The sequence below is a fragment of the Pseudomonas sp. E1MeOHC2 genome (genome assembly GCF_058745025.1).
Window position 1 is genome coordinate 4,188,327 of sequence record NZ_CP196675.1, and the last position, 17,207, is coordinate 4,205,533.

The window sequence follows — 17,207 nt, forward strand, 5'->3', positions numbered from 1 at the left end:
CGCACGGCCCTGGGCAAGGAGGCTGCCGACACCACGCAACCGTGACGTGGCCGGCACGCCGCAGCAGAACACGCCGGACACCTGCCCCAACCACAGCGCAGGCAGGGTCCGTGATGCCGAGGTCCGCTGTATGCCTGATGAACTGCTCCACCTGCCTTTGATCCACAGCATCCTGGCCCGTGAAAAGGACACCCCCGGCGCGTTGCTGCCGATCCTTCACGCTATCCAGCAAGCCATCGGCTTCGTCCCCGATGCCGCTGTCCCCGAAATTGCCCATGCCCTGAACCTCAGCCTGGCCGAGGTGCGCGGGGTGATCAGCTTCTACCACGATTTCCGCACCACGGCGCCGGCACGCCATACCCTGCGCCTGTGCCGGGCCGAGTCGTGCCAGAGCCGTGGCGCCGAAGCCCTGGCCGCGCAACTGCGTGATCAGCTGGCGCTGGACGACCATGGTACCAGCGCCGACGGCGCCATCAGCCTGCGCCCGGTGTATTGCCTGGGCGCCTGCGCCTGCTCGCCCGCGCTGGAACTGGACGGCCAACTGCACGCGCGCCTCACCCCTGAGCGCCTGCGTGCCCTGGTGAACGGTTGTTTGGAGGGCGAAGCATGCTGAAGGTGTACATCCCCTGCGATTCGGTGGCCCGTGCCGTGGGTGCCGACCAGGTTGCCGAGGCCGTGCAGCGCGAGGCCGAGCGCCGGCAGTTGGCGGTCGATATCCAGCGCACCAGTTCGCGTGGCCTGTACTGGCTGGAGCCGCTGATCGAATGCGAAAGCGCACAAGGGCGCCAGGGTTTCGGCCCGGTCAGCCCGGACGATGTGCCGGCGCTGCTCGATGCGTTGGCAGCCCAACCCCACGACCATCCGCTGGCCTTGGGGCCGGTTGAAGAGATCCCTTATCTGAAGTCCCAGCAACGCCTGCTGTTCGCCCGCGCTGGCGTGACCCGGCCGTTGTCGCTGGACGACTACCGCGCCCACGGCGGGTTTGCAGGGCTGGAGCACGCCGTGGCGCTGGACGGTGCCGAGGTGGTCGCTGCGGTACTCGATTCTGGCCTGCGTGGCCGGGGTGGTGCTGCGTTCCCGGCGGGTATCAAGTGGCGCACCGTGCGCGATGCCGGGGGCGGGCAGAAGTACGTGGTTTGCAACGCCGACGAAGGCGACTCCGGTACGTTCGCCGACCGCATGCTGATGGAGGGTGACCCCTTCCTGCTCATCGAAGGCATGATCATCGCCGGCCTCGCCGTGGGGGCCGACAAAGGCTACATCTACGTGCGCTCGGAATACCCGGACGCCATTCGCGTGCTCGACCAGGCCTTTGCCATTGCCCGTGACGCCGGTTACCTCGGTGTGAACGTGGTCGGCAGCGGCAAGGCGTTCGACCTGGAAGTCCGGGTCGGCGCTGGCGCTTATATCTGTGGCGAAGAAACCGCGCTGCTGGAGTCCATCGAAGGCAAGCGCGGGATCGTCCGTGCCAAGCCACCACTGCCGGCCCTGCAGGGCCTGTTTGGCTTGCCGACCCTGGTGCACAACGTGCTCACCCTGGCTTCGGTGCCGATCATTTTGGCCAAGGGCGCGGCGTTCTACCGCGATTTCGGCATGGGCCGTTCGCTGGGCACCATGCCCTTCCAGCTGGCGGGCAATGTCCGCCACGGTGGCCTGGTGGAGCGTGCGTTCGGCTTGACCCTGCGCGAGCTGGTGGAAGGCTACGGTGGCGGTACCGCCAGCGGCCGAACGCTGAAGGCCGCGCAAGTCGGTGGCCCGCTCGGCGCCTGGGTGCCGCCCAGCCACTTCGACACGCCGCTGGACTATGAAGCCTTCGCCGCCATCGGCGCGATGCTCGGCCACGGCGGTGTAGTGGTGGCCGACGACACCCTGAACATGGCCAGCATGGCGCGCTTTGCCCTGCAGTTCTGCGCCGAGGAATCCTGCGGCAAATGCACCCCGTGCCGCATCGGCTCGACCCGTGGCATGGAGGTAGTGGACCGGCTGATCGCCACCACCGATTTCACCGAACGCCACGACCAGGCCCTGCTGCTGCGCGACCTGTGCGACACGATGCAGTACGGCTCGCTGTGCGCCATGGGCGGGATGACCGCCTATCCGGTGGCCAGCGCGCTCAAGTACTTCCCCGCCGATTTCGGGCTGACCCACACGGAGGCCGCGCAGTGATCAATTTCTTCGACCCCGAGATCGACCTTGGCACCCCTGCACGCGACAGTGAGGTGCAGGTCAGCCTGAACATCGATGGCCGAGCCATCAGCGTGCCTGCCGGTACCTCGGTCATGCGCGCCGCCGCCATGCTCGGCACCAGTATTCCCAAACTGTGCGCCACCGACAGCCTTGAAGCGTTCGGCTCGTGCCGCATGTGCATGGTGGAAATCGAAGGCATGCGCGGCTACCCCGCGTCGTGCACCACCCCGGTCAGCGAAGGCATGGTGGTGCGTACCGAAACCCCGCGCTTGGCGGGGCTGCGGCGCAATGTAATGGAACTGTACATCTCCGATCACCCGCTCGACTGCCTGACCTGCTCGGCCAACGGCAACTGCGAGCTGCAGACCGTCGCCGGCCAGGTTGGCCTGCGCGAGGTCCGCTACGGCTACGACGGCGCCAATCACCTGGCCGAGAAGAAAGACGTTTCCAACCCGTATTTTGACTATGAGCCGAGCAAGTGCATCGTCTGCAGCCGCTGCGTGCGCGCCTGTGAAGACATCCAGGGCACCTTCGCCCTGACCATCACCGGGCGCGGCTTCGACTCGCGGGTAGCGGCCGCCGGGGGGGACAACTTCCTGGCCTCGGAGTGCGTGTCGTGCGGCGCTTGCGTGCAGGCCTGCCCGACCGCGACCCTGACCGAAAAAAGCCTGGTGCAGCTCGGCCAACCCGAACGTGCGGTCATTACCACCTGCGCCTACTGTGGTGTCGGTTGCTCGTTCCGCGCCGAAATGAAGGGCGACCAGCTGGTGCGCATGGTCCCGGACAAGAACGGCGGCGCCAACCACGGCCACGCCTGCGTCAAAGGCCGCTTCGCCTGGGGCTATGCCACCCACCCGGACCGCATCACCAAACCCATGATCCGCAAGCGCCTCGAAGACCCGTGGCAGGAAGTCAGCTGGGACGAAGCGGTGACCTACGCTGCCAGCGAGTTCCGCCGCATCCAGCTCAAGTACGGGCGTGATTCGATCGGCGGCATCACCTCCAGCCGCTGCACCAACGAAGAAGCCTACCTGGTGCAGAAACTGGTGCGCACGGCGTTTGGCAACAACAACGTCGACACCTGCGCACGGGTGTGCCATTCGCCCACGGGCTATGGCCTCAAGCAGACCCTCGGGGAGTCGGCGGGCACGCAGAGCTTCGATTCGGTGATGCAGGCCGATGTGGTTCTGGTGATCGGTGCCAACCCCACCGATGCCCACCCGGTGTTTGGCTCGCAGCTCAAGCGCCGCCTGCGCCAGGGTGCGCGGTTGATTGTCATCGACCCACGGCGCATCGACCTGGTTGACTCGCCCCACGCCCGTGCCGAACTGCACCTGCAACTGCGCCCAGGCACCAACGTGGCCATGCTCAACGCCTTGGCCCATGTGATCGTCAACGAGGGTTTGCTGGCCCAGCGCTTTATCGACGCCCGCTGCGAGACCGAGGACTTCGCCCGCTGGCGCGACTTCGTCAGCCTGCCAGAAAACGCACCAGAAGTGCTCGGCCCAGTCTGTGGCGTGCCTGCCGAGCAGATCCGCGCAGCAGCGCGGCTGTACGCCACCGGTGGCAACGCGGCCATCTACTACGGCCTGGGTGTCACCGAGCACAGCCAGGGCAGCACCGCCGTGATGGGCATCGCCAACCTGGCCATGGCCACCGGCAACATTGGCCGTGAAGGGGTAGGGGTGAACCCGCTGCGTGGGCAGAACAACGTGCAGGGCTCGTGCGACATGGGCTCGTTCCCGCATGAGCTGCCCGGCTACCGGCATATCTCCAATGAAGGCGTGCGCGCCGAGTTCGAGCGAGCCTGGGGCGTGACCTTGCAGCCTGATCCGGGCCTGCGTATTCCCAACATGTTCGAGGCGGCCCTGGATGGCAGCTTCAAGGCGCTGTACTGCCAAGGCGAGGACATCGCCCAGAGCGACCCCAACACCCAGCACGTTACGGCCGCCTTGCTGGCCATGGAGTGTGTGGTGGTGCAGGACATCTTCCTTAACGAGACGGCCAAGTTCGCCCATGTGTTCCTGCCGGGCAGCTCGTTCCTTGAAAAGGACGGCACCTTCACCAACGCCGAGCGCCGGATCTCGCGGGTGCGCAAGGTCATGGAACCGTTGGCCGGCAAGGCGGACTGGGAAGCGACAGTGGCCTTGGCCAACGCCTTGGGCTACCCGATGCAGTACCGCCACCCGGCCGAGATCATGGACGAGATCGCGCGCTTGACACCGACCTTCCACCGCGTCAGCTACGCCGAACTCGACCGCCATGGCAGCCTGCAGTGGCCGTGCAACGATGCAGCGCCCGATGGCACGCCGACCATGCATATCGATCAGTTCGTGCGCGGCAAGGGGCGCTTCATGCTCACCGGCTACGTGCCCACCGACGAGAAGGTCAACAGCCGCTACCCGCTGCTGCTGACCACCGGGCGTATCCTCAGTCAGTACAACGTCGGCGCCCAGACCCGCCGCACCGGCAACGTCGCCTGGCATGACGCCGACCGCCTGGAGCTGCACCCGACCGATGCTGAAAGCCGTGGTATCCGCGATGGCGACTGGGTGGGTATCGGCAGCCGCGCCGGGCAGACGGTGCTGCGTGCCAAGGTCAGTGCACGGGTGGCGCCGGGGGTGGTGTATACCACGTTCCACTTCCCCGAGTCGGGGGCCAACGTGATCACCACCGACAACTCCGACTGGGCCACCAACTGCCCTGAGTACAAGGTCACGGCGGTGGAAGTGGTGAAAGTGTTCCACCCGTCTGAATGGCAGAAACGCTACCAGGACTTCAGTGACGAACAGCGCCGCCTGCTCAAGGAGCGCCGTACTGCCGAACAGCAAGAGAAAGCCGAGGTGCGCCGATGAGCAGTGACAACCTGGTCAAGATGGCCAACCAGATTGCCCACTATTTTGACAGCGAACCGAACCGGCAGTTGGCGGTGCAAGGGGTGAGGCAGCACATGCAAAGCTTCTGGACGCCGGCGATGCGCCGGCAGTTGCTGGAATGGATCGAGGCCAATGCAGGGGAGGGGTTGGACCCGAAGGTGCGCGAAGCGCTGGCTTGAGGTGACGTGTAGCTTGGCGCTGAACCTGTAGGAGCGGCCTTGCCGGGGCCCCGGCAAGGCCGCTTCTACAGGTACATGGCGATGCTGTGCTACATCTAACCCCGGGCCAGCTCCGTCAGGTGGGCAATCGCTTGGTCGCTCTTGAGCACCAGCACATCACCTTCGAGCGAATCGAGCACCACTTCTGCGGTATTGCCAATCAAGGCCCCGGAAATACCCGTGCGAGCCACTGTGCCGATCACCGTCACCACCGCGTCGTATTTTTTCTCGGTAAACGGAATCAGCACATCTGCCGGGCCCTCGGCGACATGCAGGCGCTCATCGCTGATGTCGTACTCGGCCTTGAACGCGTTGCAGGCTTCGCGGTAGCGCTCGGCGATGGTTTCGCTGAGCTGGTAGGCCGGGTCCGACGCCGACAGCATGGGGGAGGGGTGTGCACTGATGACATGCAGCTCACCTTTGGCCAGCCCCGCAATGGCATAGCCATGGTCGATGATGCTCGCGTGCAACAGGCGGTGGTCGTCATCCTGGTTGCCGACATCCACGGCCGCCAGAATCACCCCACCCGTCCACGGCCGCTCGCTTTTCACCATGAGTACGGCGCTGGGGCACAAGCGCAACAGCTTCCAGTCGCTGGGCGTCAGCAGGGCCTTTTTCAGCGGGTTGTCCGGCCGATGCTCTTTGATCACCAGCTCGCAGCCCTCGGCCTGCTGCACATAGATGATGGTGTCGTGCAGGTTGTCACGCCAGGCTGCCTCATGGGTGACGTTGTCGTATCCGTCATCGTGCAACTGGCTGCTCAGCAGGCTGAGCAACGCACTGTGATCCTGCTTTTTGTCACACATCAACAGGTGCAGGCGCGCGCCGGTCACGCCCGCGATCAGCTTGGCACGGGTCAAGGCCCGGCTGTGGGCATGTGCGGGGTCGAGGACGACGAGGATGCTGCGGACGTCTTGCATGGGCGTGAGCTCCCTTCAAAGATGGCGACCAATGCCTGACTATAGTCGGCGTCTCACCCGTCGCCGCTTGATGTACATCAAGCATAGTCACTGGCGCTGCCGGTTGCCGCCGGTATAATCGCCGGCCCTGCCTGTTCTGTCTGGTTGCACGCTTATGTCCTTGATCCCCGAAATCGACGCCTTTCTTGGCTGCCCGACCCCAGATGCCTGGATCGAAGCGGCACTTGCCGACCAGGAAACCCTGCTGATCGACCACAAGAACTGCGAGTTCAAGGCCGCCAGCACCGCCCTGAGCCTGATCGCCAAGTACAACACGCACCTGGACCTGATCAACATGATGTCGCGCCTGGCCCGTGAAGAGCTGGTGCACCATGAGCAGGTGCTGCGCCTGATGAAGCGCCGGGGCGTACCGCTGCGGCCGGTGTCGGCGGGGCGTTATGCCTCCGGGCTGCGCCGCCTGGTGCGCGCCCACGAGCCGGTCAAGCTGGTCGATACCTTGGTGGTGGGGGCGTTCATCGAAGCACGCAGTTGCGAGCGTTTTGCCGCATTGGTGCCGCACCTGGATGAAGAGCTGGGCACTTTCTACCACGGGCTGTTGAAGAGTGAGGCGCGCCACTACCAGGGCTATCTGAAGCTGGCCCATCAGTATGGCGAAGAAGCGGACATCGCCCGCAGGGTTGAACTGGTACGCGAGGCAGAAGCCGAACTGATCCAGTCACCGGACCAGGAACTGCGCTTTCACAGTGGCATTCCAATGGCGCAGGCCGCCTGAAACGTATCAGGCGGCACTACAGCCGTTAGCCGTACCTAGTAACGGCGGCCCAGCAACAGACCAATCACCAGGCCGAAGCCTGCGGACACTGCCACGGTCTGCCAAGGGTGGCCGCCGATGTACTCCTGGGTGGCTTCCACCACGGGTTGCGCCTTGCTACGCACGTTGCTCGCAGCCTCGCGCGCCTGGCGCAGCTTGAGGCCGACTTGCGCGCGTAGTGTTTCAGCCTCTTCGCCCACCAGGGCAGCGCTGTCGTTGAGCAGCTTCTCGGATTCTTCGATCAAAGACTGCAGTTCGCTGAAGACCTGATCCTTGATCTGATCGCTGGCAGCTTGTGCGGCGTTTTTTCGGGCCATGAACTCATCCTCGTCAATGGGGGGGTGAACAATGGATGCCGCTGCGTCGGGAAAGTTGCGCCGGCTTTCCGAAGACGCGTCGCTACGGTGTAAGATAGCGGCCATTTTCAACAGGCAGGTACCTTCATGAGTTTCAATCTGGCCAACAAGAGCTTCGAGGAACGGGCGCAGATCGAGGCAGAGAAGGCGCGGTTGTTCGAACTGTGGCAGAGCAACCTGGGCAAGGCCAAGGGCGAAGCCGCCCGCCTTATCTCCGAAAAGCCACGGCGCAAAGGCAAGTGGGCGGAATGGGTACGGGCTGAGCTTGAGGCCATGTCGCCGCCTGAATACGCCAGCATGGTGCGCAGTGAAGTCAACAAGATGATGGCCGCCGCCAACAGCAATCGCTGAGGCCCTCTATCAGTAAGTGCCGGCTGCCTTGGGCAGGTCCAGCGTACCCTCATCGGTGAAGCGTACGGTGCCCAGTAACCCACCGGCCAGTTTGCCGCGCAGTACATAGGGTAGCCCTTGCAGCGAATTGCGCTGGCCCAGGCCATAGGCCTGGCGCAGGAAGGAGAACGCGGTAACGCTCACCGGCACCACGAGCACCGCCTCGTCGAAACGGCCTATATGGCCCTGCTGATCACTCACACCGGCGGCCAGCGGCTGGCCATTCACCTGCAGGTCGAGCGCAATGCCGTTGTAGTCGATCGGGGTTTCGTTGGGGTTTTGCACGCGTATTTTCACCGCCATGCGCAGTTCCAGCTCCTGCCCAGGCAGCGGCTCGATGCCAATCACGCTGATGTTGAGTGGGTCGCGTGCCTGGAACAACGCGCAGGCACTGAGGCCGTAAGCCATCAGCAGTACCAGGAACCAGCGGGTACAGCGGCGCAAACAGGCAGTCATGGGGTGCAACCTTGGCAGGAGAATTCAACGACCAGTGTGGCAAATGCTCACCGGCGTTGAAAGTGGCCGTATCGGTATGGCTATCAAGGGCGCACCTACACACTGACCTGGAGCATGGCTTACGGATTGCCGCATCCTGAAACCCTTGGGCTACAGTGACGGACAGCTCCCCTTGTCGAGGTGTTCGTCATGCGTCGATCGCTGTGCCTGCTGTCCGTGTTTCTGGCCTTGCCGCTGCAAGCCGAGGAAAAGGTCGTCAACCTCTACAGTTGGGCCGACTATGTCGCCCCGCAAACCCTTCAGCGTTTTCAACGGGAAACCGGCTACAAGGTACGCTACGACACCTTCGACACCACCGAGGTGCTGGAAACCAAGCTGCTGACCGGGGGTAGCGGCTATGACGTGGTGGTGCCGTCATCGACCGTTCTGGCCCGGGCACTCAAGGCCAATGCCCTGCAGCCGCTCGATGCCCAGGCCATGCCGGGCTATGCCAACCTCGACAAGGACCTGCTGGCCAAACTCGCCGAAGCCGACCCTGGCAACCGCTACGCAGTGCCTTATACCTGGGGCACCCTGGGCCTTGGGGTGAACGTTGAGGCAGTACGCCAGCGCCTGGGGGATGTGCCGCTCGATAGCCTCGACCTGTTGTTCAAACCGGAATACGCCAGCCGCCTGAAGGACTGCGGCATCGCCATGCCTGACTCGCCACAGGAAGTGATCGGCCTGACCTTGAACTACCTGGGCAAAGACCCTTACAGCCAAAACAAGGCCGACCTGGACGCGGCGCAAAAGCTGCTGAACCAGCTGCAGCCTTCCATCCGCTACGTCGCCAACGGCCGCCAGATCAGTGACCTGGCCAATGGCAGTGTGTGCCTGGCGTTGACGTACAACGGCGATGCGGCCATGGCCGCCGATCAGGCCCGCCGGGCTGGCAAACCCTTCGAGCTGATCTACCGCATTCCCCAGGAAGGCACCCTGGTCTGGCAGGACAACCTGGTCATCCCCAAGGATGCGCCGCACCCCGAAGCGGCCCGGGCGTTCATCGCCTTCATGCTCAGGCCGGACTCGGTCGCCGCACTGACCAACACGCTGTTCTTCGCCAATGCCAACGAAGCGGCCACTCCCTTGGTGGACGATGCTGTGCGCAACGACCCGGACATCTATCCCCCCGCCCAGGTGCGTGAACGCCTGTATGCCGACCGCAGCATGGCGCTGGCCGACCTGCGCCAACGCAACCGTCTGTGGATGGCTTTTCGCAGCGGCCAGTGAGCCTGCCGGGGCTGCGTAGCAGCCCCCTAGGGTCCATACTGAAACATCAGGAATTATCTCCAGCCGCTTTCACACTTTTGCCGCGAACCCCTCGCGCCTTAGGCTATCCAACGCACAAGGCGCGGCATTTCGTACAGGAGGTGAAGCATGAACCTGACCCTACCAATCCTGGCCATCGGCCTGGCGTTGTGCCTGCCCGCGCACGCCGCGCCTGTTGCGCCATTGCAGCTCGCTGCCAGCAACAACAACCCGTACAACAGCCCGATCCAGCGTGCCAACCCCAATAGCCGCCAAGGCAGCATGCCGGCCACACCGCCGGTGCGGGGGCCTTCGACCGACCCCTACCAGCGCACGCCGACGCTGGACAACCGCGGCATTGGCAACGGCGACAATCTGCGTCGCCAACAGCAAGCCCCCCATCTGGAACCCACCCGGCCACCGCGCGATAACCCACGCGCGCCATGAGCCCCCTCGAAAGGAATCCTGCATGACCAGAGCTACCTGGCTGACCACCCTGACCGCTGCCGCGCTGCTGCCTTTGTTGGCGCACGCGGCCTCCGAACAGCAGTTCCCCAGCGAGCAGGGGCAGTTGACCGTCAGCACCGTAGCCGATGGCTTGCGCAACCCTTGGGCACTGGCTTTTCTGCCGGGCGGCAAGGACATGCTGGTCACCGAGCGCCCCGGCAACCTGCGGGTGGTGAACGCCGAAGGTAAGGTCGGCCCGCCCATCAGTGGTGTACCTCAGGTCTGGGCCGAAGGGCAGGGCGGTTTGCTGGACGTGGTGTTGTCGCCGGAGTTCGGCCAGGATCGTACTGTTTACCTGTCTTATGCCGAGGCGGGCAATGACGGCAAGGCCGGCACGGCGGTCGGTCGCGGCCAGTTGTCCGAGGACCGTGCGCGGCTGGAAAACTTCACCGTGATCTTCCGCCAACAGCCCAAGCTGTCGGTGGGCAACCACTTCGGTTCGCGCCTGGTGTTCGACCGGGACGGTTATCTGTTCGTCGCCCTGGGCGAGAACAACCAGCGCCCGACTGCCCAGGATCTCGACAAGCTGCAAGGCAAGATCGTGCGTATCCTGCCCGACGGCGAAGTGCCCAAGGACAACCCCTTTGTCGGCAAGGACAACGTGCGGCCCGAGATCTGGTCATTTGGCCACCGCAATCAGCAGGGTGCGGCGCTCAACCCTTGGACCGGCAAGCTCTGGACCCACGAACACGGCCCGCGTGGCGGCGACGAGATCAACATTCCACAGCCCGGCAAGAACTACGGCTGGCCGGTCGCCACCCACGGCATCAACTACTCGTTGTTGCCGATCCCGGAGGCCAAGGGCAAGCATGTGGACGGCATGGTCGACCCGCACCATGTCTGGGAAAAGTCCCCCGGCATCAGCGGCATGGCGTTCTACGACAGCCCGACATTCAAGGGCTGGGACCACAACCTGTTCATTGGTGCACTGGCTACCCAGGAGTTGATCCGTCTGCAGCTCGATGGCGACAAGGTCGTGCACGAAGAGCGCTTGCTGGGGGACCTCAAGGCCCGTATCCGTGATGTGCGGGTGGGGCCGGATGGGTATCTGTACGTGTTGACCGATGACAAGGACGGGGCGGTGTTGAAAGTGGGGCTGGGCGCAGATTGATGCACCGACCGGGGCAGGGTCGGCTTGCCGGCGCTAGAGCCGCTACCGATAATGCCGCATGACCTCAGACCCGCAAACCCTCTACCAACAAGCCCTGGCCGACCACGGCTATGTCCATGACCCCGCTCAGGCCCGCGCAGTCAACGCGTTGCAGGCCTGTTTCGAGGCGATTGAACATGGCCGCCCAGCCCAGGGCATCTACCTGTGGGGCCCGGTCGGCCGGGGCAAGACCTGGCTGATGGACCAGTTCCACCGCTGCCTGCAGCACCCCAGCCGGCGCCAGCACTTTCACCATTTCATGGCTTGGGTGCACCAGCGGCTGTTCCAGCTCAACGGCACCGCTGACCCGCTGCTGGCCCTGGCCCGTGAGCTGGCCCGGGAGATACGCGTGCTGTGCTTCGACGAATTGTTCGTCAATGACATCGGTGATGCGATCATCCTCGGCCGCCTGTTCCAGGTGCTGTTCGATCAGGGCGTGGTGATCGTCGCCACCTCCAACCAGCCGCCAGACCAGCTCTACCGCGATGGCTTCAACCGTGACCGCTTCCTGCCCGCGATTGGCGCCATCGAACGGCACATGCAGGTGCTGCCCGTGGCTGGCGAGCAGGACCATCGCCTGCACCCGGGCGCTGAGCGGCAGCGGTACTGGGTGGCTGAACCCGGTGCGCAAGGGGCACTTGGTGAGGTGTTCCGCCAACTCAGCCCGGCGGACCCCGGTAGCGATCAGCCATTGGCCATTGGCTCACGGCAGATAGCGGTCATCCGGCGTAGTGAACAGGCCATCTGGTGCCGTTTTGCCGACCTCTGCGAGCAGCCCCTGGCGGCGATGGAGTTCATGGCCCTGTGTGACCGTTTCCCGTCGATTCTGCTGGAGGGCGTGCCTGCGCTGGGCGGCGAACAACGGGCCGGCCGCATCGCCCGTGGTACCGAGGATGGTGCGGCGCGGGTCGCGGCTGGGGACCGTGAACTGCCGGCGCTGTCGCCCAAGGACGATGCCGTGCGCCGGTTCATCGCCCTGGTCGACGAGTGCTACGACCGGCGGGTGGCGTTGTACCTGGAGGCGCAGGTGCCGCTTGACGCGCTTTATACCCAAGGGTACCTGGCGTTCCCGTACCAACGCACCCTGAGCCGCTTGCGCGAGATGCAGTTGCAGCGCTTCGGTTAGCCCCACAGTGATCTGAGTTGAGCCCCTGAAACGGCAGAGGTGTTACCAGGCGTGAAACCAGCCCAGGGTGATCATCGCCACCACGGCGTAACGGCCTGCCTTGGCCAGGGTCACCAGCAGCAAGAAGCGCCAGAACGGCTCCCGCATGATCCCCGCGATCAGGGTCAGCGGGTCGCCGATCACGGGCATCCAGCTCAATAGCAGCGACCACTGCCCCCAGCGCTGGTAGCGCTGCTGGGCGCGTTCGAGCTGGCTGGCGCTGAACGGGAACCAACGCTTGTCACGCAGGTGCTCGATGGCCCGGCCCAATAGCCAGTTGACCACCGAACCGAGCACATTGCCCAGGGTGGCCACCAGCAACAAGGTGGCCCAGGCGTCGGGCTGGCGCAGCAGCAAGCCGACCAGTACGGCCTCCGATTGCAGTGGCAGCAGGGTGGCGGCGCCGAAGGCGCTGAGGAACAGCGCCCATTCGCTGAGCATCAGTAGTTGGCGACCACGGTGTCCTTGCCATCCTGGGTCACTCCGATGACCTGATAGGCGTCTTTGTGGTCACCCATTTCCATGCCCGGCGAGCCCATGGGCATGCCGGGTACGGCCAGGCCCTTGAGGTCATCGCGCTTGGCCAGCAAGCGGACCTGTTCGGCCGGCACGTGGCCTTCGACGAACTTGCCGTCGATGACCCCGGTGTGGCACGAGGCCAGGCGTGGCGCCACGCCCAGGCGTTGCTTGACGGCGCTCATGTTGGGTTCGACGTGGTCGTTGACGGTAAAGCCATTGTCGCGCAAGTGGCTGATCCAGGCCTTGCAGCAGCCGCAATTGGGGTCGCGGTAGACGTCGATGGTCTCGGCGGCCTGGGCCAGGCCGGTGACGGCCAGCAGGCCGAAGGTGAGCAGGTGTTTGCGCAGCATGGTGAAACACTCCTTTAAAATCGCAGGCGGATACCGGCCACCAGGCGGGTCTGGCGGGTGTCATCGCCGTCTTCGCGGGCCTGGTCGGCGCGCACGCCGTGCAAGCGGTTGAAGCTGACCCCGACGTAGGGCGCAAAACCACGGCTGATCTCATAGCGCAGGCGCAGGCCGATCTCGCTGTCGGCCAGCCCCGTGCCTTGCTCACGACGCGCATCGTTGCGGCCGAACAGGTTGGCTTCCAGGGTGGGTTCGAGTATCCAGCGGTTGGTCAGCAGCATAGCGTAAGCGGCTTCCAGGCGCAGCGCGGTCTGTTGCCGCTCGCCGACATAGGCGGTGGCCTCCAGCTCAACGCCATACAGCGGCGTGCCCTGGATGCCGAAGGCTGCCCAGGCCTGCCCGCTGGCCGGCTTGAAGTCCTGGCGCAGGCCGCCGACCAGTTCCCACCAGGGGCTGATGGCGTGGCCCCAGAGCGCCTGCAGTTCGGCCTTGTGCGTCTTGCCCTGCTCGCGTTCACCTTCGCTGCGCAGCCACAGGCGGTCGATATCGCCGCCCACCCAGGCGCTGGCGTTCCAGTTCATCGCGCTGCTGCCGTCGAAGTGCTGGTATTCCAGCTGGTCGACGATCACCGCGCCGTTCAGCGCACGGTCGTGCACCTGGTGCCCTGGCAGCGGCGGGAAGGCTGCGCGGCGGTCGGCGTCGCTGATCACCGGCAGTGGCGTGCGCGGTTGCTGCGCAGGCGGCGTGCTGTGGTTCATCTGGCTGTGGTCCATGGGCATGGCGCCGTGGCCCATGTGCTGCATGCCGGCGGCCATGGCACGCTCACTGGCGAGCAGCGCCAGCAGGGCCACGCCGGTGAGGAGGCGGCGGTTGTTGAGCTCATTCATCGACGCGTACCTCGCGGAACATGCCGGTCTCCATGTGGTAGAGCAAATGGCAGTGGTAGGCCCAGCGGCCCAGGGCGTCGGCAGTGACCCGGTAGGTGCGGCGGCTGCCAGGCGGGATGTCGACGGTGTGTTTGCGCACCAGAAAACGCCCGTGCTCGTCTTCCAGGTCGCTCCACATGCCATGCAGATGGATGGGGTGGGTCATCATGGTGTCGTTGACCAGGGTGATGCGCACCCGCTCGCCGTAGGCCAGGCGCAGTGGTTCGGCATCGCTGAACTTGACCCCGTCGAACGACCAGGCAAAGCGCTCCATGTGGCCGGTGAGGTGCAGCTCGATGTCGCGCGAGGGCTCGCGGCCATCGGGGTCGGGGTAGGGGCTGCGCAGGTCGGCGTAGGTCAGCACCCGCCTGCCGTTGTCACGCAGGCCGATGCCAGGGTCGGCGATGTTGGGGCGTGGCGCCATGGTCTGCATGTCCACCAGCGGGTTGTCGGTTTCGCTGGGCGGGTGTTGTTGCATGGCCGCCATGGCGGAATGATCCATGCCGGCCATGTTGCCGTGGTCCATGCCCGCCATGGCGCCGTGGCCCATGTCGGCCATGCTCAGCACGGGCCGAGGGTCAGGTTGCGGCACGGGCGCCCGCAAGCCGTTGGCGCGGGCCAGGGTGCCGCGCGCGTAGCCGCTGCGGTCCATGCTCTGGGCATACAGGGTGTAGGCGGGCAGGTCGCCGACGGTCACCAGCACGTCGTAGGTTTCGGCCACGGCGATGCGCAGTTCGTCCACGGTCACGGCTGTTACCGGCAGGCCGTCGGCGGCGATCACCGTCAGTTTCAGGCCGGGGATGCGAAAGTCGAAATAGGTCATGGCTGAGGCATTGATCAGCCGCAGGCGCACGGTTTCGCCCGGCTGGAACAGGCAAGTGAAGTTGCCGTCCGGCGGCTGGCCGTTGAGCAGGTAGGTGTAGCTGGCTGCGCTGACATCGGCCAGGTCCGTGGGGCTCATGCGCATGCGTGCCCAGCGCATGCGCTCGGCGACGGTAGTGCCCCAGCCGTTGTCGGCCACGTCGTCGATGAAGTCACCGAGCGTGCGCTTGTGGTAATTGAAGGCGTCAGACTGCTTCTTCAGGGTCGCCAGCAGCTGTTCAGGGGTCTGGTCCGACCAGTCGCTAAGTAACAGCACATGGTCACGCTGATACGTATGCGCCTCGGGTACGCGGGGCTCAATGACAATCGCCCCATACACCCCGGCCTGTTCCTGCAGCCCGGAGTGGCTGTGGTACCAGTAGGTGCCGCTCTGGCGCAGGGTGAACTGGTACAGATAATCCCCACCGGGCTCGATACCGGCGAAGCTCAGGCCCGGCACGCCGTCCATGTTGGCGGGCAGGATGATCCCGTGCCAATGGATCGAGGTGGCCTGCGCCAGGTGATTGCGCACGCGCAGGGTCACGGTGTCGCCTTCGCGCCAACGCAGCAGCGGGCCGGGCAGGCTGTTGTTGACGGTCAGCGCGGTGCGCGGGCGGCCGGTGATGTTCACGGGGGTCTGGCCGATGAACAGCTCGAAGTGCTGGCCGACCAGGTCGCGGCCATCGGCGGCCTGGGCCAATGGCCGCCACAGCCCCAGGCCCACCAGCGTGGTGGCGGCGCCCAGGCCTTTGACGAAGGTACGACGGGAGGGGTTGCGCAACATGGCGTGGCCTCATGCGAGAGAACCACGATGTTGGGCTTTGCTGGCTGTCAGCCAGCTGAGGTGCGCATTACAGCGTTGTCAGGCAGCGGCCTCGTCGTGGCCCAGGTCGCGCATCAGCAGGCCGTACTCCAGGGGGACCTGTTCAGGGATGGGCAGGTACACCACATGGCCATCCCCCGGCGCCACTTCGATGGCTTGCTGCTGGCGACCGCACAGGCGGTGCAGGTCGAAATGGTAATTACCGCGCGGGGTCATCAGCTCCAGGTGGTCGCCCACGGCGAAGCGGTTCTTCACCTTGACCTCGGCCAGGCCATCCACGCGCGCGCCGGTCAGCTCGCCGACGAACTGCTGGCGCTCGGACTGCGAGTTGCCACGCTGGTAATTCTGGTATTCGTCGTGCACATGCCGGCGCAGGAAGCCTTCGGTATAACCGCGCTGGGCCAGGGATTCGAGGTTGTCCATCAGGGCACGGTCGAAAGGCCGACCCGCCACGGCGTCATCGATGGCCTGGCGGTAGGATTGCACCGCGCGGGCGCAGTAGAAGTGCGACTTGGTGCGGCCTTCGATCTTCAGCGAGTGCACACCCATGCTGGCCAGGCGCTCGACGTGCTGGATGGCGCGCAGGTCCTTGGCATTCATGATGTAGGTGCCGTGCTCGTCCTCGAACGCCGGCATCGCTTGGTCTGGACGGTTGCTTTCCTGCAGTAGAAAGACTTGCTCGGTAGGGGCGCCAAGGCCCAGGGTCGGCTGCACTTCGCGCACGATGTCGCCGGTGGCATTCTCGCTGGCCGGCGTGGCGTCGTACTTCCAGCGGCAGGCATTGGTGCAGCTGCCTTGGTTGGCGTCGCGCTTGTTGAGGTAGCCCGAGAGCAGGCAGCGGCCAGAGTAGGCCATGCACAGGGCGCCATGGACGAACACTTCCAGCTCCATGTCCGGCACCTGCTGGCGGATTTCTTCGATCTCCTCCAGCGACAGTTCGCGCGACAGGATCACCCGGCTCAGCCCCTGCTGTTGCCAGAACTGCACGCTGGCCCAGTTGACCGTGTTGGCCTGCACCGACAGGTGCACTGGCATGTGCGGATAGTGCTGGCGCACCAGCATGATCAGGCCGGGGTCGGACATGATCAGTGCATCCGGTGCCATCTCGATCACCGGGGCGAGGTCTTTGAGGAAGGTCTTGAGCTTGGCATTGTGCGGGGCGATGTTGACCACCACGTAAAAATGCTTGCCCAGGGCATGCGCCTCCTGGATGCCCAGCGCCAGGTTGGCGTGGTCGAATTCATTGTTGCGCACCCGCAAGCTGTAGCGCGGCTGGCCGGCGTAGACCGCGTCGGCGCCATAGGCAAAGGCATAACGCATGCTCTTCAGGGAGCCGGCAGGGGCCAGCAGTTCGGGCTTGGCGGGAAGGTTCATGAGCGCACCGGGGCAAAAGGCACGGATGCTAAGC

General features: G+C 64.9%; 18 protein-coding genes. 10 read left to right on the forward strand and 8 right to left on the reverse strand.

The genetic code is table 11. From position 1 onward, the window contains the following. Positions 1-130 precede the first annotated feature (130 nt). From ACSSU5_RS18975 to ACSSU5_RS18990, 4 genes are read left to right on the forward strand one after another with little or no spacing between them, the layout of a single operon-like run. Complete coding sequence (locus ACSSU5_RS18975) at positions 131-613, forward strand: formate dehydrogenase subunit gamma (protein ID WP_264309485.1); 483 nt, start codon at positions 131-133, stop codon at positions 611-613. Beyond that, positions 607-2,166, forward strand: coding sequence for a formate dehydrogenase beta subunit (locus ACSSU5_RS18980; protein ID WP_492559498.1), 1,560 nt, complete (start codon positions 607-609; stop codon positions 2,164-2,166). Before ACSSU5_RS18975 ends, ACSSU5_RS18980 begins: the two co-directional genes overlap by 7 nt. Next, entirely contained in the window at positions 2,163-5,042 is a 2,880-nt protein-coding gene (gene fdhF, locus ACSSU5_RS18985) for a formate dehydrogenase subunit alpha (protein WP_492559499.1), read from the forward strand. Before ACSSU5_RS18980 ends, fdhF begins: the two co-directional genes overlap by 4 nt. Beyond that, positions 5,039-5,242: a formate dehydrogenase subunit delta gene (locus ACSSU5_RS18990; protein ID WP_264309482.1), complete on the forward strand. Its 204-nt coding sequence runs from the start codon at positions 5,039-5,041 to the stop codon at positions 5,240-5,242. The genes fdhF and ACSSU5_RS18990 overlap by 4 nt, the downstream gene beginning before the upstream one ends. 95 nt (positions 5,243-5,337) lie before the next feature. Here the strand turns inward: ACSSU5_RS18990 and ACSSU5_RS18995 are convergent, their stop codons facing one another. Continuing rightward, entirely contained in the window at positions 5,338-6,201 is an 864-nt protein-coding gene (locus ACSSU5_RS18995) for a universal stress protein (protein WP_264309481.1), read from the reverse strand. Positions 6,202-6,355: 154 nt separating this feature from the next. Here ACSSU5_RS18995 and ACSSU5_RS19000 point away from each other — a divergent pair, with 154 nt between their 5' ends. Then, positions 6,356-6,973 (forward strand): MiaE family protein, encoded by a 618-nt coding sequence (locus ACSSU5_RS19000; RefSeq protein WP_027596580.1) that lies wholly within the window; start codon positions 6,356-6,358, stop codon positions 6,971-6,973. A gap of 35 nt (positions 6,974-7,008) precedes the next feature. Here ACSSU5_RS19000 and ACSSU5_RS19005 read toward each other — a convergent pair whose 3' ends face one another. Then, complete coding sequence (locus ACSSU5_RS19005) at positions 7,009-7,329, reverse strand: ElaB/YgaM/YqjD family protein (RefSeq protein ID WP_264309480.1); 321 nt, start codon at positions 7,327-7,329, stop codon at positions 7,009-7,011. A gap of 126 nt (positions 7,330-7,455) precedes the next feature. On the opposite strand from ACSSU5_RS19005, the gene ACSSU5_RS19010 reads away from it, so the two are divergent. Then, a complete protein-coding gene (locus tag ACSSU5_RS19010) occupies positions 7,456-7,719 on the forward strand; it encodes a hypothetical protein (RefSeq protein WP_027596578.1) in 264 nt (87 codons plus the stop codon). Positions 7,720-7,728: 9 nt separating this feature from the next. Here the strand turns inward: ACSSU5_RS19010 and ACSSU5_RS19015 are convergent, their stop codons facing one another. Next, entirely contained in the window at positions 7,729-8,214 is a 486-nt protein-coding gene (locus ACSSU5_RS19015) for an LEA/WHy family protein (RefSeq protein ID WP_264309479.1), read from the reverse strand. A gap of 189 nt (positions 8,215-8,403) precedes the next feature. On the opposite strand from ACSSU5_RS19015, the gene ACSSU5_RS19020 reads away from it, so the two are divergent. The 4 genes from ACSSU5_RS19020 to zapE all read left to right on the forward strand — a co-directional run bounded on the left by ACSSU5_RS19020 (position 8,404) and on the right by zapE (position 12,284). After that, the gene (locus ACSSU5_RS19020) at positions 8,404-9,483 is read left to right on the forward strand and encodes an extracellular solute-binding protein (RefSeq protein ID WP_264309478.1); all 1,080 of its coding nucleotides are present in this window, start codon (positions 8,404-8,406) and stop codon (positions 9,481-9,483) included. A 147-nt stretch (positions 9,484-9,630) separates the two neighbouring features. Continuing rightward, complete coding sequence (locus ACSSU5_RS19025) at positions 9,631-9,948, forward strand: hypothetical protein (RefSeq protein WP_264309477.1); 318 nt, start codon at positions 9,631-9,633, stop codon at positions 9,946-9,948. Between the two features lie 22 nt (positions 9,949-9,970). After that, positions 9,971-11,119 carry a PQQ-dependent sugar dehydrogenase gene (locus ACSSU5_RS19030; protein WP_492559500.1) on the forward strand — a complete coding sequence of 383 codons (1,149 nt, stop codon included), beginning with the start codon at positions 9,971-9,973 and terminating at the stop codon, positions 11,117-11,119. 58 nt (positions 11,120-11,177) lie between these two features. Next, positions 11,178-12,284 (forward strand): cell division protein ZapE, encoded by a 1,107-nt coding sequence (zapE, locus tag ACSSU5_RS19035; RefSeq protein ID WP_492559501.1) that lies wholly within the window; start codon positions 11,178-11,180, stop codon positions 12,282-12,284. A 42-nt stretch (positions 12,285-12,326) separates the two neighbouring features. Here zapE and ACSSU5_RS19040 read toward each other — a convergent pair whose 3' ends face one another. The 5 genes from ACSSU5_RS19040 to trhP form a co-directional block, all read right to left on the reverse strand. Then, on the reverse strand, positions 12,327-12,764 hold the full coding sequence (locus ACSSU5_RS19040) for a YqaA family protein (RefSeq protein WP_264309474.1): 438 nt from the start codon (positions 12,762-12,764) through the stop codon (positions 12,327-12,329). After that, positions 12,764-13,192: a DUF411 domain-containing protein gene (locus ACSSU5_RS19045; protein ID WP_264309473.1), complete on the reverse strand. Its 429-nt coding sequence runs from the start codon at positions 13,190-13,192 to the stop codon at positions 12,764-12,766. The genes ACSSU5_RS19040 and ACSSU5_RS19045 overlap by 1 nt, the downstream gene beginning before the upstream one ends. 14 nt (positions 13,193-13,206) lie before the next feature. After that, positions 13,207-14,076 carry a copper resistance protein B gene (locus ACSSU5_RS19050; protein ID WP_492559502.1) on the reverse strand — a complete coding sequence of 290 codons (870 nt, stop codon included), beginning with the start codon at positions 14,074-14,076 and terminating at the stop codon, positions 13,207-13,209. After that, on the reverse strand, positions 14,069-15,757 hold the full coding sequence (locus ACSSU5_RS19055) for a copper resistance system multicopper oxidase (protein WP_492561340.1): 1,689 nt from the start codon (positions 15,755-15,757) through the stop codon (positions 14,069-14,071). The genes ACSSU5_RS19050 and ACSSU5_RS19055 overlap by 8 nt, the downstream gene beginning before the upstream one ends. An 81-nt stretch (positions 15,758-15,838) precedes the next feature. Then, positions 15,839-17,173: a prephenate-dependent tRNA uridine(34) hydroxylase TrhP gene (gene trhP, locus ACSSU5_RS19060; protein WP_492559503.1), complete on the reverse strand. Its 1,335-nt coding sequence runs from the start codon at positions 17,171-17,173 to the stop codon at positions 15,839-15,841. Positions 17,174-17,207: the final 34 nt, after the last annotated feature.